Here is a 13163-nt window from a genome sequence, read left to right on the forward strand (position 1 = left end):
AAGTCAGACAACGCCGCGGGAAGTTTCATTCCCGCATCTCCCGCATCGTTGTGCGCATTTCTCATCGGGCCATCCCGATCGCTTCCAACAGGATCGGTGCCAGCTCTTTGCGGCACATCACGAAATCCGGCAGGTACGGGTCGGCGCGGTTGTAGCGCAGCTCCGAGCCGTCGAGGCGCGAGGCATGCAGGCCCGCGGCCAGCACCACGCCCGCAGGCGCGGCCGAATCCCACTCCCACTGCCCGCCGGCGTGGATGTAGGCGTCGACGTCACCACGCACCACCGCCATGGCCTTCGCCCCCGCCGAGCCGATGCGCACCATCCGGAAGTCGAGCTGTTCGCGCATCCGCCACAGCACCGCCGGGGGCCGGTTCGAGCTCGCGGTGATCAACAGCGGACCGTCACGGCGCGGGCGGGGCGGACTGACCGTGTCACTGCGGTACACCTCACCGCGGGCGGGCAGGGCCACCACAGCGTCCGACAGACCTCCGTCGACGCCGACGGAGCGCTGCCACAGGGCGATGTGCACCGCCCAGTCCTCGCGGCCGGGCAGGGAGAACTCATGCGTGCCGTCGACGGGGTCGACGATCCAGACCCGGTCGGCGTCGACGCGGGACAGGTCGTCGACCGCCTCCTCGCTGAGCACGGAATCGCCGGGACGGGCCTGGGCCAGCCGGTCCAGGATCAAGGCGTTGGAGCGCCGGTCCCCCTCGTCACCGAGGTAGTACGGGTCGTAGAAACCGATCTCTTCACGCACGGCCAGCAACAACTCACCGGCCTCCTTGGCCACTGCGGCAGCCAGGTCGGCATCGGTCGAGTGCATCGGACCAGTATCGGTGGCACGCCCGGTTGATGTGCTGGCGGGGCCGGTTGTGCCGTTAAGGTCGGGCGATGACCGAGCAGACCCCCGTCGATAACCTGTCCGACTCGTGGCGTTGGAAGTTCGACTTCTTCCACACCTACGGCCTGCCGAGCTCCAGCCCCGAGGCGAAGGCCGCGTACCGCAACCTCAGCTTCATGGCCAAGCTGCGGCTCACGTCGAACATCCTGGCGTTTCTGTTCGGGCCGATCTACTTCTTCGTCAAAGGCATGTGGCGCAAGGGATTGGCGCTGCTGGCTTTGACCATCGCAGTGGCGGCGGTGCTGATTGTGCTCGACGTCAGCGACTCGATCGGCCGGGCCATCAGCATCGGCGTCGGGGCATTGGCGATGTCCACCGCGAACTACGCCTACTACCTGCACGTCGTGCGCGGCAGTCAGTCCTGGAATCCGTTCGAAGGGTTCGGGCGCGCCCGCTAGCGGCGCGCTAGAACGCCGGCCACGGGATCGGGCGATGCCGATCCGGTGTCGGCATGACCGGATTGCGCAGTAGCCCAACGATTCTGGACCGCAGTGCGGCAGTCTCGGCGTCGGTGATGTGTGCGCACAACTGCGCTGCCAGGTCGCCGAACCCGTCACGCAGCGCGGTGACGTCGGCCAGAATCTCGTCGTCGACGGGCTTGCCGGCCCAGCCCCACAGCACGGTCCGCAGCTTGTCCTCGACGTGCAGGCTCACCCCGTGGTCGACGCCGTAGACCGCGCCGTCGAGACCGGCCAGGATGTGCCCGCCCTTACGGTCGGCGTTGTTGATCAGCACGTCGAACACGGCCATCCGGAACAGTCGCGGATCGTCCGCGTGCACCAGCGTCACCTCGTCGCCGGCGTAGTCGTAGGCCTGCAGGATCGGCAGGAAGCCCGGCGGCAGGTGTCCGGCCGGGAGCAGGTCCACCAGGTCCGGGCCAGAATCCGGCTCGTCCCCCACCTGATCACCTGGCTGGTCCACCCACAGCTGCAGCATGCCCGGACCGGCCGGCCCGTCACGAATAATGGTGCGGGGAACGACATTCCAACCCAATGCGGCCGATACCAGGTAGGCGCCCAGCTCACGGCCGGCCAAGGTGCCATCGGGGAAATCCCAGAGCGGCGCCTCACCCCGGATCGGCTTGTACACGCAGTGCACCTGCCGCGTACCCAGGTTGGCCTCACACAGGAAGGTGGCGTTGCTGGCCGACCGGATGCGGCCGATCACCGTCAACTCACCGTCGGCCAGGACCGCGTCGTCGTTGGGGTCGGGATCGGGGCTAGGAATCTGCGTCATCGTCGGACCCGGCCACCTCACCGCGCCGATAGCCGTTGGTACGCACACAGATGTGGCCGTCGGGATCCAGTGGCTCATCGCACAGCGGGCAGGGCGGGCGTCCGGCCGAGATCACCCGATTGGATCGGGTGGCGAACTCCCGGGCCGACTCCGGGCTGAGGAACACCCGCACCGCGTCGGGACCGTCCTCCGCGTCGTCGAGGACCACCGAGGCATCGAACTCGCCTTCAGAGACCGCCAGCAGCTCGACCACCACGGTCTGTGCTTCCGAATCCCAGCCCAGCCCCATCGTGCCGACCCGGAACTCGGCGTCGACCGGCGTGACCAAGGGCAGCAGATCGCTGACTTCACCGGTGTCGGGCGGGATCGGTGTGCCGAAGCGGCGGTTGATCTCGGTCAACAGGGCGGCGATGCGTTCGGCCAGCACCGCGACCTGCTGCTTCTCCAAGATCACCGAGATCACCCGTTTGTCGTGGACAGCTTGCAGGTAGAAAGTTCGGTTACCGGGTTGGCCGACGGTCCCGGCCACGAAACGGTCGGGAGTGCGGAAGACGTGAATTGCGCGGGCCATGGCACCTTCCAAAATACCGGTATCGGTACCGCGGGTCAGTTGGTGGACCCACCCACCACGGCGTCGGTGGCGGGTTTGGCGGCAAGGCCGGCGCTCAATTGCGTCCCGGTGTGGTTGATGTGCATCACGAATGGGCGCAGTTCGGTGTAGCGGATCACGCTCATCGATGCCGGATCGGCGGTGATGCGCTGGAACCCGTCCAGGTGCACACCCAACGCGTCGGCAAGCACCGCCTTGATCACGTCGCCGTGCGTGCAGGCCAGCCACAGCACGTCGGCACCGTGTTCCTCGGCCAAGGCGCGGTCACGTTCGCGTACCGCGGCGACCGCCCGGGCCTGAACCTGGGCCAGCCCCTCACCCTCGGGGAACACCGCCGCGCTGGGCTGCTGCTGGACCACTGACCACAGGGGTTCCTTCACCAGTTCGCCGATGGCGCGCCCGGTCCAGCTGCCGTAGTCCACCTCGGTCAGCCGTTCGTCGACGACCGGCTCCAGGGACAGCGCCTCAGCCAGCGGCGCAACGGTGCGCACGCAACGCAGCAGCGGAGAGTGCACGATCGCGGTCACCGGCAGCTCCCCGATGCGCGCGACGAGGCCGGCGGCCTGTTCGGTACCGCGCTCGTCGAGGTCGACGCCCTCGCTCCGGCCCGCCAGGGTGTGCGCGGTGTTCGAGGTCGAGCGGCCGTGCCTCAGCAGGATCACGGTCATATCGGCTCCTTGCGCCAGCGCTCGTCGGTCACAGTTCAGCTTGCACGGTCGGGATCACTGCGCTGCGACCACCCCGGTGCCCAGCAGGGCCAGCACCACCACACCCAGCACCACCCGGTAGCCGACGAACCAGTACATGCTGTGCGACACCAGGAATTTCAGGAACCAGGCGATCGCCGCGAAGCCGACGACGAACGCGATCACGGTGGCCACCAGTAGCTGGGCGCCGCTGGCGCTCATTCCGTCTCCGGCCGGGTGGAAGGCATCGGGCAGCGAGAAGATGCCGGAGGCGAACACCGCGGGGATCGCGAGCAGGAAGCCGAACCGGGCAGCCAGCTCGCGCTCCATGCCGAGGAAGAGCCCGGCGCTGATGGTCGCGCCCGAGCGGGAGACCCCCGGCACCAGGGCCAGGCACTGGGCCAGGCCGACAATGATGCTGTCGCGCCAGGTCAGCTGCTCGACGCGGCGAACCTGCCTGCCGTAGTACTCGGCCGCGGCGATCACCGCCGAGAACACGATCAGCGCCGACGCCACCAGCCACAGATTCCGTGCGCCGGTACGGATTTCATCCTTGAACAGCAGGCCGAACACTCCGATCGGAATGCTGCCGATGATCACCCACCAGCCCAGCCAGTAGTCGGAGGACCGGTATGCCGCATCGAGCAGCCCCGCGAACCAGGCCTTGATGATCCGGCCGATATCCCGGGCGAAGTACACCAGCACCGCGAGCTCGGTGCCCAGCTGGGTGACCGCCGTGAACGACGCGCCCGCGTCGTCGTCGAAGAACACCCGCGAGGTGATCGCGAGGTGCCCCGAGGACGAGACCGGCAGAAACTCGGTGAGCCCCTGGACAATCGACAACACAACCACTTGCAGCCAGGACATGGCACCGACGTCAGTCACGCCGACGACCGTACCGTGACGCGGGCAGTGCGATGCGTCAGCGAGTGGCGCGCGAAACCCGTTGCGCGTCGGCTACCGCGTCTCGGACGGTTGCCGAGAGGCTGCGTTCGTCAGACAGGTCGATATCGGTCAGTTTGCGGGTGGCCATGGCCACCACATCGTCCTCGACCGGAACGGGGCCGGACAGCCGCGGACGGTAGACCTCGATCACGAGTTGCTGACGTTCGATGTGGAAAGAAAAACTCCGGCCATCGCCAACTTGGCCAAACCCACTGGCGTGTACACCAGTGGAAATATCCTCCATAGCAAACTCTCGGTTACCCAGTTCCCGGTCTGCGGCGAGGGTCATGATCGAACCATACCTCTACTTATGCCGCGATGGTTGCAGACGCGACCATTTCAGATCCAGCGCCATGCCTAGACTGGATTCCTGCACGTCACCGACCATCCGATTCCGACCGAGAGCCCTCCGTTGCGCCCAATTCTTGCAGGTCAGCCAGTTCGCGCCGGCCTCGTTGCGCTGGCCCTGCTGCTCACCGCGGGCTGCACGTCCAACCCCGCCGACACCCCGCCGCCCACCATCGAGCCCGCTCAGGCTGCGGTTTCGCCTCCTGTCACCGCCGCGCCGGACGGCCAGATCCGACAATTACGCGGACATGCTGTGAGTGCGGTATTCGACCCAGCAACCGGCACACTGGCCGTTCTGTCCCCCGCCTCCGAAGGTCAGTCGACGCTGAGTCTGTTGGCCACCGGCCGGGCATCGCGCGAGGTGACGCTGATGCCCGCGGCCACCGCGCTCAGCGTCGACGGCAAGGGTGATGTCCTGGCGTCCACCCGTGGCGGGTACTTCCGGGTCGACCTGGCCGATGCCAAGGCCAGCAAAATCGACGTGGACGGCGCACAGGGCGTCGACTTCACGGCGATCGCACTGCGCGCCGACGGCAATCCGGTGCTGGGCAGCGCAGACGGAGCGGTCTACACATTGGGCAGCGACCACGCAGTGGCTGCCCAGCTCAAGATCTTCGCACGGGTCGATTCGCTTGTCACACAAGGAAACACCGCGGTGGTTCTGGACCGCGGCCAGACCTCGGTGACGGCCGTCAACCCCAGCGGGACCAAGGCCGCGCAGGCACTGCGGGCCGGCGAAGGCGCCACCACGCTGGCCGCCGACGCGCGCGGCCGGGTCCTCGTCGCCGACACCCGCGGCGACGAGCTACTGGTGTTCGGCGCCGACCCGTTGATCATGCGGCAGCGTTACCCGGTGCCCGCCGCCCCCTACGGCCTGGCCGGATCCGACAAGCTGGCCTGGGTGTCGCAAACGGCGACCAATAACGTGATTGGTTACGATCTCTCCACCGGCATACCGGTGGAAAAGGTGCGTTATCGAACCGTGCAGCAACCGAACTCCCTGGCCTACGACGACAGGACCGACACCCTCTACGTGGTGTCGGGGTCCGGAGCCGGGGTTCAGGTGATCGGTAGCGCGTCGGGTCACCCATGACCACCATCCAGCAGGGTCGCATGCCCCCGGGATGGGACAAGGTCGTCGCCGAGGACCATTCCGAGGAATACGACTGGATTCCGCTGCGGCTACCGCCGGACGTCACGAGGATCAGCGCCTCGATCCGCTTGTCGATCGAGGCTGAGTACCGCGGCTGGGAACTGACCCGGGTGCGGGCCTACACAGATGGGAGCCGACGGGTGCTGTTGCGCCGCAAGAAATCCGCGTCATCCATGCCGGGCACACCCCAGGCGCCTTCGCTGTGATCTACGCGGCCCTGCGGCGGGCGCTGTTCCTGGTGCCGCCGGAACGGATCCACCTGTGGGTGTTCACCCTGCTGCGCACCGTCACCGGTCCCGCCTTCCTGCGTCGGGCGCTGGAGCGACGGTTGGCGCCCACCGATCCCGTACTGGCCAGCACGGTGTTCGGAGTGCGGTTCCCCGGCCCGATGGGGCTGGCCGCCGGGTTCGACAAGGACGGCCGTGGCCTGCAGACGTGGGGCGCGCTGGGCTTCGGGTACGCCGAGGTCGGCACCGTCACGGCGCAACCACAACCGGGCAACCCCGAGCCGCGGCTGTTCCGGCTGCCCGACGACCACGCGCTGCTCAACCGGATGGGCTTCAACAACGAGGGCGCCGGGGCGTTGGCCATCCGACTGGCCCGGCACACCCCCGAGGTGCCGATCGGGGTGAACATCGGCAAGACCAAGGTGACGCCACCCGAGGACGCGGTGGCCGACTACGCCGAGAGCACCCGACTGGTGAGCGCACTGGCCGCCTATGTCGTCGTCAACGTCAGCTCCCCCAACACCCCCGGATTGCGGGATCTGCAGGCGGTGGAATCGCTGCGCCCGATCCTGGCAGCGGTCAAGGCCGAGACGCACAAGCCCGTGTTGGTCAAGATCGCCCCCGACCTCTCCGATGCCGATATCGACGAAATCGCGGATCTGGCAGTCGAATTGGACCTCGCCGGGATTGTCGCCACCAACACCACCATCTCGCGGGACGGGCTGGCCACGCCTGGTGTCGCCGACCTCGGCACCGGCGGAATCTCGGGACGCCCCGTGGCGCACCGATCGCTGCAGGTGCTGCGCCAGTTGTACCGGCGGGTGGGCGACAAGCTCGTGCTGATCAGCGTCGGCGGCATCGAAACCGCCGACGACGCGTGGGAGCGGATCACGTCCGGGGCGACGCTTCTCCAGGGCTACACGGGATTCATCTACGGCGGCGGATTGTGGGCCAAGCAGATCCACGACGGCGTCGCCGAGCGGTTGCACGCCGGTGGGTTCACGTCGCTGAGCGACGCCGTGGGTTCTGCTGCACGCTGAGTCCCGCCGCCCTACTCCAGACCGGCAGTACCGTCAGGCTTGACGGTGACCTTGGCGCCCGCGATGTCCTCACGGATGCTGGCCTCGACCTGGGACAGATCGGAGACAACCGCGAGCGCGCGGCTACCGCTGGGGGTTCGGACGGCGACGAACACCTTCTCGGGCTCGCCGTCCCGGTTGAACGGCGTGGTCCAGGTCTCCACCGTCCCGGTGCCCGACCAGCCGTCCTCGGCCACCACCGTCGGCTCCGCATCGACCTCGGATTGCACATCTTCCCAACGGAATTGTTCTTGGGGAGGTTCGGTGCTGTAGATGCCGAAACTGTGCTTGCTCAGGTAGCCGCCGTTGGCGGTGATCAGGCCCAACTGACCGGGGTCGGCCGTCAGCCGTTCGGCCATCGTGGCGATGGAATGCGACACGTAGTTGTTCCACGGTCCGCCGGCGAAGGTCAGGCCGCCGGTCACCGTCAGCGGACGCTGCGGATCGTCCAGCGGCAGCCCCAGTTCCTTGGCAGCCACCTGGACCGCCGACGGGAAGCACGAGTACACGTCCACCGCCGCCAGATCGTCGACACCCACACCGGCGAGCTCCAATACCCGACGACCGGCGACCCGGATCGCCGGCGACCCGGCGAAACTCGCCCGCTGCCCGATCAGGTCGGTGTCGTGCGCGTCCGTGCCCGCATATGGGAAAACCCAACGCTCCCTGGGGATCTGCAACTCCGTCGCCTTCTCCACCGACGTGAGGATCAGCACGGCACCCTGGTCGACCATGTTGTTGGAGTTCATCAGCTTGGTGTAGGGCCAGCTGATCATCCGGTTCGACGGACCCGGCTGCCAGATCTCGTCGGCCGGGACCGCCTCCCGGCTCCAGGCATGCGGATTGCCCTCGGCGACGTGGCTGAAGCGCGACCACAGCTCACCGATCCGGCGGCGGTGGTCGTCAGGCTGCTCCCCCGCCGCGATCCGCAGGGCCTGCTCGAACATCGGGTAGACGTGCGACGGCGCCACCAGGCCGATCCGGATCTCGGCCGGCCCGGCCATCTCGAACTCCGGATCGCTGGGCGCCATCGGCACCGACTCGTCCTGTTCGGTTCCGGCCAGCCGCTCACCGCGGGACTTCAATCTGCTTCGGGTACGCCAGGTTTCGCCACCGGCGATCAGAACCACATCGTTGCGGCCCTGCTGGATGTCCAGGCAGGCCTGGTTGACCAGTGACTGCGGCACATTGCCGCCGACCGGGGTGTACCGGGTCGCGGCATCGGGTGCGCCGATCCGCTGGGCCAGCAGCAGGCCCGGATCCCGGTAGCGCAACGACAGCAGGTTGACCACCCGTACGGAGTCGACCGCTCCGAGCACCGCGGTATCGGCGGCAGCCCGGGCGGCGGCCTCCATCAGGTCGATCGGCTCGCTGTCGGGGTTCTCGTCGTGCTGGTTGACCTGGCCGTAGCCGACCAATACCGGGGTTCTGGGATCAAGTGCCACTTTCGAATTCCTATTCTGCCGCCGGGCCGACCCGGTAGATCGACTTCAGACTCTGGTACGCGGCCAATCCCTCCGGGCCGAGCTCTCGGCCCAGCCCGCTGGCCTTGACGCCGCCGAACGGTGCGGCGATGTCCAGTTGGTAGTCGTTGATGCCCACGGTGCCGGTATGGATCGCACGGGCGATGTCGGTGGCGCGTTCGGGATCGGCGGACCAGACCGTTCCGCCCAACCCGTACTCGCTGTCGTTGGCCAGTTCGACGGCCTGCTGTTCGGTCTCGTACGGGATGACCGCGAGCACCGGGCCGAAGATCTCCTCCTGGGCGATCCGCGCCGAATTGTCGACGTCGGCGAACACCGTCGGTGACACGAACCAGCCGTCCGGCTGGTCGGCCGGAATCCCACCGCCGGCGACGAGCCTCGCGCCGTCGGCTTTGCCGGCTTCGATGTAACCCAGTACCCGGTCACGCTGACGGGAGCTGACCAGCGGCCCCACCTCGGTCGACTTGTCCAGTGGGTCACCCACTTTCAACCCGGTCGTCAGGGCGGCCAGGGCGTCGACCACCTCGGCGTAGCGCGACCTCGGTGCGAGAATCCGCGAATTCAGGTGGCAGGTCTGTCCGTTGTTGACGAACGACGCGTTCTTCAGACCCTTGATGGTGGCATCCAGGTCGGCGTCCTCGAGGATGACCGCCGCCGACTTCCCGCCCAATTCCAGGGTGACCGGCCGCAGCAGCCGGCCGCACTCCTGCGCGATGAGGCGCCCCACAGCGGTCGACCCGGTGAACGACACCTTGTCGACACCGGGATGCGACACCAGGTGGGCGCCCGCGTCAGGGCCGCCGGCGATGACGTTGAGTACTCCCGCGGGCAGTCCGACGGCCAGCGCGGCCTCGGCGAAAATCAATGCGTCCAAAGCGGTTTCCGGGGAAGCCTTGAGCACAACGGTGCAGCCGGCCGCCAGCGCGGGGGCCAGCTTGAACGCGGCCAGGGCCTGCGGGTAGTTCCACGGCACGATCGCCCCGACCACGCCGACGGGTTCACGGCGCACGATGGTGTGCCCGATCGCGGCGGGCCGAATCTCCTCGGCGGCGGTCTTCTCGATCAACCCGGCGTAATACCGCAGTAGTCCCGCCGGGAACAGGCCGTTGGCGCCACGCGACAAGCGGATCGGCATGCCGTTCTCCCGCGTGCACAGCTGATCCGTCGACGATGCCCGGGCCAGCAATTCATCAGCCAGCCGGCCCATGGCGGCCGCCCGGTCAGCGGGCGACGTCGAAGCCCAGCCTGGCAGCGCGGCCCGCGCTGCTGCGACTGCCGCGTCGACCTCGGCCTCGCCGGCGGCGGCGCCGTCGCCGAGCCGCGCACCGGTGGCGGCTTCCAGCACCGGCGTGGATACCGCGGCGGCCTGGAACCGGCCTCCGATGAAGACCCGCGCACCATCATCGACAACGGTCATGCCGGGCTCCTTCGACGCTCCAGTAAGGCGGCCCATCGCCATGTCATGGCGACGCCGTGATGGGTCCACCTTCGCGCGAGCGGGCCCGCGCTGTAAACGACCAGCAAGGAAACACCGGCGTGAGCGATCGGGACATCTGTTGGTGGGCTCGGTGCGCCGAGCGTGAGCTCCTACCGCTACTTCTGCTCGTAGGTCCCGTGGATGACGGCACGGGCGATCGCCTGACCGAAGAGGTTGAAGCCCAGGTAGGCCGGGGTGGCGCCCTCGGGCAGCTCCAACGATTCCACCGGCAGCGCATGGACCGCGATGTAGTAGCGGTGCGGGCCGTGACCGGCGGGAGGTGCCGCACCGAGGTAGCGCCGCAGGCTCGCGTCATTGGTGAGCGTGACGGCGCCACCGGGCAGGTCGCCGCCGTCACCGGCGCCGGCCGGCAGTTCGGTGACCGTGGCGGGCAGATCGGCCACCGCCCAGTGCCAGAAGCCCGAGGCGGTCGGCGCGTCGGGGTCGTACACCGTGACGGCGAAGCTCTTGGTCTCCGCCGGGAAGCCCGACCAGCTCAGCTGCGGCGACACGTCTGCACCGCCGGCTCCCATGATCCCGCTGACCTGGTCGTTGGCCAGCGGCTGACCGTCGGTGACCGATTCGGAGGTCAGGGTGAACGTCTTCAGCTTCGGCAGGTTGTCGTACGGAGATGCGGTCATGGTTCCCTCTCGTAGTCAGTTCGTGTAGCCAGCTCATGTCGCAGTGCGGTCAGCAGTTCTGCAGAAAGTGTTCCAGAACGCCGGCCCCGAACTGCAGTGCGTCCACGGGTACCCGCTCGTCGACGCCGTGGAACAGCGCAGCGAAGTCCAGCTCGGGCGGCAGGCGCAGCGGTGCGAACCCGAAGCAGCGAATCCCCAACCGCTGGAACGACTTCGCATCGGTTCCGCCCGACAGCATGTAGGGCACGGTGCGCGCTTCGGGGTCCAACGCCAGGATCGCCGCGTTCATCGCGTCGACCAGGTCACCGTCGAACGTGGTCTCGTACGACGGCAGGTCCCGCTCCCAGCTGCGGGTGACATCGGGCCCGATCAACTCGTCGACCTCGCGCTCGAACGCCTCCTTGCGGCCCGGCAGCACCCGGCAGTCGATCACGGCCTCCGCCGACGCGGGGATGACGTTGGCCTTGTAGCCGGCCTTCAGCATGGTCGGGTTGGCGGTGTCGCGCAGGGTGGCCGAGACGATCCGGGCCACGCCACCGAGTTTGGCGATGGTGCCGTCCAAGTCCGGCGAATTGACGTCGAAGTCGTAGCCGGTCTCCTCGGCGACCGCGGCGAGGAACTGCTCCACGGCCGGATTGAGCACCAGCGGGAACTGGTGTCGGCCCAGCCGGTCCACCGCACCGGCAATGGCAGTGACAGCGTTGTCGTCGTGCACCATCGAGCCGTGCCCGGCTCGCCCCCGCGCCGTCAGCCGCATCCAGGACAGGCCCTTTTCGGCGGTCTCGATCAGGTAGAGCCGACGCTCCCCGCCGTCCTTGCGGGGCACGGTCAAGGAGAAGCCACCCACCTCGCCGATCGCCTCGGTCACGCCGTCGAACAGGTCGGGCCGGTTGTCGACCAGCCAGTTGGCGCCGTAGGTGCCGCCGTGTTCCTCGTCGGAGACGAACGCGAACACCAGGTCGCGGGGCGGGACGATGCCCGATCGCTTGAAGTGCCGGGCCACCGCGATGGCCATCCCGACCATGTCCTTCATGTCGACCGCACCGCGGCCCCAGACATAGCCGTCCTTCACCGCACCCGAGAACGGGTGCACGCTCCAGTCGGCGGGCTCGGCCGGCACGACGTCGAGGTGTCCATGGATCATCAGGGCGCCGCGGGACCGGTCGGCACCGGGCAACCGGGCAAAGACGTTGCCGCGGCCGGGCGCCCCGGCCTCGACGTATTCGGTCGTGTAGCCGACCTCGCGGAGCCGGTCGGCGACCCATTCCGCACAGTCGGCTTCGGGCTTGGTGGTGGCCGGATCACCGGTGTTGGAGGTGTCGAATCGGATGAGCTTGCTGACGAGGTCGACCACCTCGTCTGCGCTGGAGGCGGGGACAGTCACAGTCACATTCGTACCACCGAGACGCCGGTTTGGGTCTAGGGCACTCAATCCGATAACCTTAGGCGCCCGACCCCGAGTGGTCGGTCGAGTCCGAGTGGCGGAATGGCAGACGCGCTAGCTTGAGGTGCTAGTGCCCTATTAACGGGCGTGGGGGTTCAAGTCCCCCCTCGGACACAGTGTGAGGCGAGCGAGACGAACGCTCGCCTCTTTTCATGGCCAATGGAATGCGTTGAGCGGAGCACGACGGCGCAATACAGCTGTCAAACCCTCAACGGCCACACCAGATTCCACCGCCGCTCGCGCCCCGGCCTCAATCACAGATCGGTCCGGCCATCGCGGTGAGCAGTTTCTCTACTGTCATCGAGGCCAGGAAGCGGCCGCTGACAGATCTGACACGCTTCCTCGGCAGGCAGTCCGAACAGTCGTAATACGTCTTCGGTAACCCGATCTGCGGCCGCCGCGTCGTCGCGTTCGGGCTCTAGTTGCAGGAGTTTGCCCAGCCCAAGAAGTGCCCCGGCAGCGACGGCCAGGGCCAATTTGGGATCGTCAACGTCGAATCGGCCGGCGGCGACGCCGGCCGCGATGTCCCGTAATGCGCGTGGGCCCAGACCGCGGTCTGAACCCAAGAGACTGAGGCCGTTGACCAGCAGGATCTGACTCTCCTGCGGGCGGCGCCGAAACAGTCGACCGGTCATCCGAAAGCTGCAGGCAAATTTTTCGGCCGGGTCGTCGATCGACTCGGTGAGTCGATCGAGCAGCGCGCCGTGGTTGTCGAGCACATCGGCCACGGCCGCCTCGAACAGCGCTTCCTTGCTGTCGAAGTGATTGTAGAACGAACCCATTCCGACGTCGGCTGCCTGCGTGATTTCCAGGACCGGAACGTTGAGTCTGCCCTCGGCGATCAGCGCCTGCGCCGCCTGGATCAGGGCCGCACGGGTGCGCTGTTTGCGCCGTTCCAGGCGGTTGACCGGCTCATCCTGCACTGCGCTCAC

At 67.7% G+C, this 13163-nt stretch carries 15 protein-coding genes and 1 tRNA gene; 5 read left to right on the forward strand and 11 right to left on the reverse strand.

Annotation, left to right across the window (positions count from 1 at the left end; genetic code table 11):
* Positions 1 to 61 precede the first annotated feature (61 nt).
* The gene (locus AC4ELS_RS27595; RefSeq protein WP_064887148.1) at positions 62 to 823 is read right to left on the reverse strand and encodes a 3'(2'),5'-bisphosphate nucleotidase CysQ; all 762 of its coding nucleotides are present in this window, start codon (positions 821 to 823) and stop codon (positions 62 to 64) included.
* A gap of 68 nt (positions 824 to 891) precedes the next feature.
* On the opposite strand from AC4ELS_RS27595, the gene AC4ELS_RS27600 reads away from it, so the two are divergent.
* Entirely contained in the window at positions 892 to 1299 is a 408-nt protein-coding gene (locus tag AC4ELS_RS27600; protein WP_064960590.1) for a DUF2628 domain-containing protein, read from the forward strand.
* Positions 1300 to 1306: 7 nt separating this feature from the next.
* Here AC4ELS_RS27600 and AC4ELS_RS27605 read toward each other — a convergent pair whose 3' ends face one another.
* The 5 genes from AC4ELS_RS27605 to AC4ELS_RS27625 are packed head-to-tail and all read right to left on the reverse strand — an operon-like array spanning position 1307 to position 4667.
* Positions 1307 to 2137: an Rv2133c family protein gene (locus tag AC4ELS_RS27605; protein WP_499050204.1), complete on the reverse strand. Its 831-nt coding sequence runs from the start codon at positions 2135 to 2137 to the stop codon at positions 1307 to 1309.
* A complete protein-coding gene (locus AC4ELS_RS27610; protein WP_448443114.1) occupies positions 2121 to 2708 on the reverse strand; it encodes an Rv2134c family protein in 588 nt (195 codons plus the stop codon). Before AC4ELS_RS27610 ends, AC4ELS_RS27605 begins: the two co-directional genes overlap by 17 nt.
* A gap of 35 nt (positions 2709 to 2743) precedes the next feature.
* Positions 2744 to 3415, reverse strand: a complete 672-nt coding sequence (locus AC4ELS_RS27615) for a histidine phosphatase family protein (protein ID WP_064887145.1) — start codon at positions 3413 to 3415, stop codon at positions 2744 to 2746.
* A gap of 54 nt (positions 3416 to 3469) precedes the next feature.
* Positions 3470 to 4300, reverse strand: coding sequence for an undecaprenyl-diphosphate phosphatase (locus tag AC4ELS_RS27620; RefSeq protein WP_448443514.1), 831 nt, complete (start codon positions 4298 to 4300; stop codon positions 3470 to 3472).
* A 55-nt stretch (positions 4301 to 4355) separates the two neighbouring features.
* Positions 4356 to 4667: a hypothetical protein gene (locus tag AC4ELS_RS27625; RefSeq protein WP_055114951.1), complete on the reverse strand. Its 312-nt coding sequence runs from the start codon at positions 4665 to 4667 to the stop codon at positions 4356 to 4358.
* 123 nt (positions 4668 to 4790) lie between these two features.
* Here AC4ELS_RS27625 and AC4ELS_RS27630 point away from each other — a divergent pair, with 123 nt between their 5' ends.
* The 3 genes from AC4ELS_RS27630 to AC4ELS_RS27640 are packed head-to-tail and all read left to right on the forward strand — an operon-like array spanning position 4791 to position 7146.
* The gene (locus tag AC4ELS_RS27630) at positions 4791 to 5819 is read left to right on the forward strand and encodes a YncE family protein (RefSeq protein ID WP_463791235.1); all 1029 of its coding nucleotides are present in this window, start codon (positions 4791 to 4793) and stop codon (positions 5817 to 5819) included.
* Positions 5816 to 6085, forward strand: a complete 270-nt coding sequence (locus AC4ELS_RS27635; protein ID WP_055114955.1) for a DUF5703 family protein — start codon at positions 5816 to 5818, stop codon at positions 6083 to 6085. The genes AC4ELS_RS27630 and AC4ELS_RS27635 overlap by 4 nt, the downstream gene beginning before the upstream one ends.
* Positions 6085 to 7146 (forward strand): quinone-dependent dihydroorotate dehydrogenase, encoded by a 1062-nt coding sequence (locus AC4ELS_RS27640; RefSeq protein WP_174554315.1) that lies wholly within the window; start codon positions 6085 to 6087, stop codon positions 7144 to 7146. The genes AC4ELS_RS27635 and AC4ELS_RS27640 overlap by 1 nt, the downstream gene beginning before the upstream one ends.
* A gap of 11 nt (positions 7147 to 7157) precedes the next feature.
* Here the strand turns inward: AC4ELS_RS27640 and AC4ELS_RS27645 are convergent, their stop codons facing one another.
* From AC4ELS_RS27645 to AC4ELS_RS27660, 4 genes are all read right to left on the reverse strand, one after another.
* Positions 7158 to 8630, reverse strand: a complete 1473-nt coding sequence (locus AC4ELS_RS27645; protein WP_448443119.1) for an acetyl-CoA acetyltransferase — start codon at positions 8628 to 8630, stop codon at positions 7158 to 7160.
* Between the two features lie 10 nt (positions 8631 to 8640).
* Entirely contained in the window at positions 8641 to 10086 is a 1446-nt protein-coding gene (locus tag AC4ELS_RS27650; RefSeq protein ID WP_448443121.1) for an aldehyde dehydrogenase, read from the reverse strand.
* Positions 10087 to 10262: 176 nt separating this feature from the next.
* Positions 10263 to 10787, reverse strand: coding sequence for a YbhB/YbcL family Raf kinase inhibitor-like protein (locus tag AC4ELS_RS27655; RefSeq protein ID WP_499050209.1), 525 nt, complete (start codon positions 10785 to 10787; stop codon positions 10263 to 10265).
* A gap of 49 nt (positions 10788 to 10836) precedes the next feature.
* Complete coding sequence (locus tag AC4ELS_RS27660; RefSeq protein WP_064960585.1) at positions 10837 to 12171, reverse strand: M20/M25/M40 family metallo-hydrolase; 1335 nt, start codon at positions 12169 to 12171, stop codon at positions 10837 to 10839.
* Positions 12172 to 12259: 88 nt separating this feature from the next.
* On the opposite strand from AC4ELS_RS27660, the gene AC4ELS_RS27665 reads away from it, so the two are divergent.
* Positions 12260 to 12345: transfer RNA gene (locus AC4ELS_RS27665), tRNA-Leu, on the forward strand.
* A 140-nt stretch (positions 12346 to 12485) separates the two neighbouring features.
* Here AC4ELS_RS27665 and AC4ELS_RS27670 read toward each other — a convergent pair.
* Positions 12486 to 13163, reverse strand: coding sequence for a TetR/AcrR family transcriptional regulator (locus AC4ELS_RS27670; protein WP_448443123.1), 678 nt, complete (start codon positions 13161 to 13163; stop codon positions 12486 to 12488).

This window comes from Mycobacterium shunyiense, assembly GCF_058270035.1.

Coding starts and splice junctions, on each gene's coding strand:
- AC4ELS_RS27595 (WP_064887148.1), bottom strand. CDS start 823: ATGCACTCGACCGATGCCGACCTGGCTGCCGCAGTGGCCAAGGAGGCC.
- AC4ELS_RS27600 (WP_064960590.1), top strand. CDS start 892: ATGACCGAGCAGACCCCCGTCGATAACCTGTCCGACTCGTGGCGTTGG.
- AC4ELS_RS27605 (WP_499050204.1), bottom strand. CDS start 2,137: ATGACGCAGATTCCTAGCCCCGATCCCGACCCCAACGACGACGCGGTC.
- AC4ELS_RS27610 (WP_448443114.1), bottom strand. CDS start 2,708: ATGGCCCGCGCAATTCACGTCTTCCGCACTCCCGACCGTTTCGTGGCC.
- AC4ELS_RS27615 (WP_064887145.1), bottom strand. CDS start 3,415: ATGACCGTGATCCTGCTGAGGCACGGCCGCTCGACCTCGAACACCGCG.
- AC4ELS_RS27620 (WP_448443514.1), bottom strand. CDS start 4,300: ATGTCCTGGCTGCAAGTGGTTGTGTTGTCGATTGTCCAGGGGCTCACC.
- AC4ELS_RS27625 (WP_055114951.1), bottom strand. CDS start 4,667: ATGACCCTCGCCGCAGACCGGGAACTGGGTAACCGAGAGTTTGCTATG.
- AC4ELS_RS27635 (WP_055114955.1), top strand. CDS start 5,816: ATGACCACCATCCAGCAGGGTCGCATGCCCCCGGGATGGGACAAGGTC.
- AC4ELS_RS27650 (WP_448443121.1), bottom strand. CDS start 10,086: ATGACCGTTGTCGATGATGGTGCGCGGGTCTTCATCGGAGGCCGGTTC.
- AC4ELS_RS27655 (WP_499050209.1), bottom strand. CDS start 10,787: ATGACCGCATCTCCGTACGACAACCTGCCGAAGCTGAAGACGTTCACC.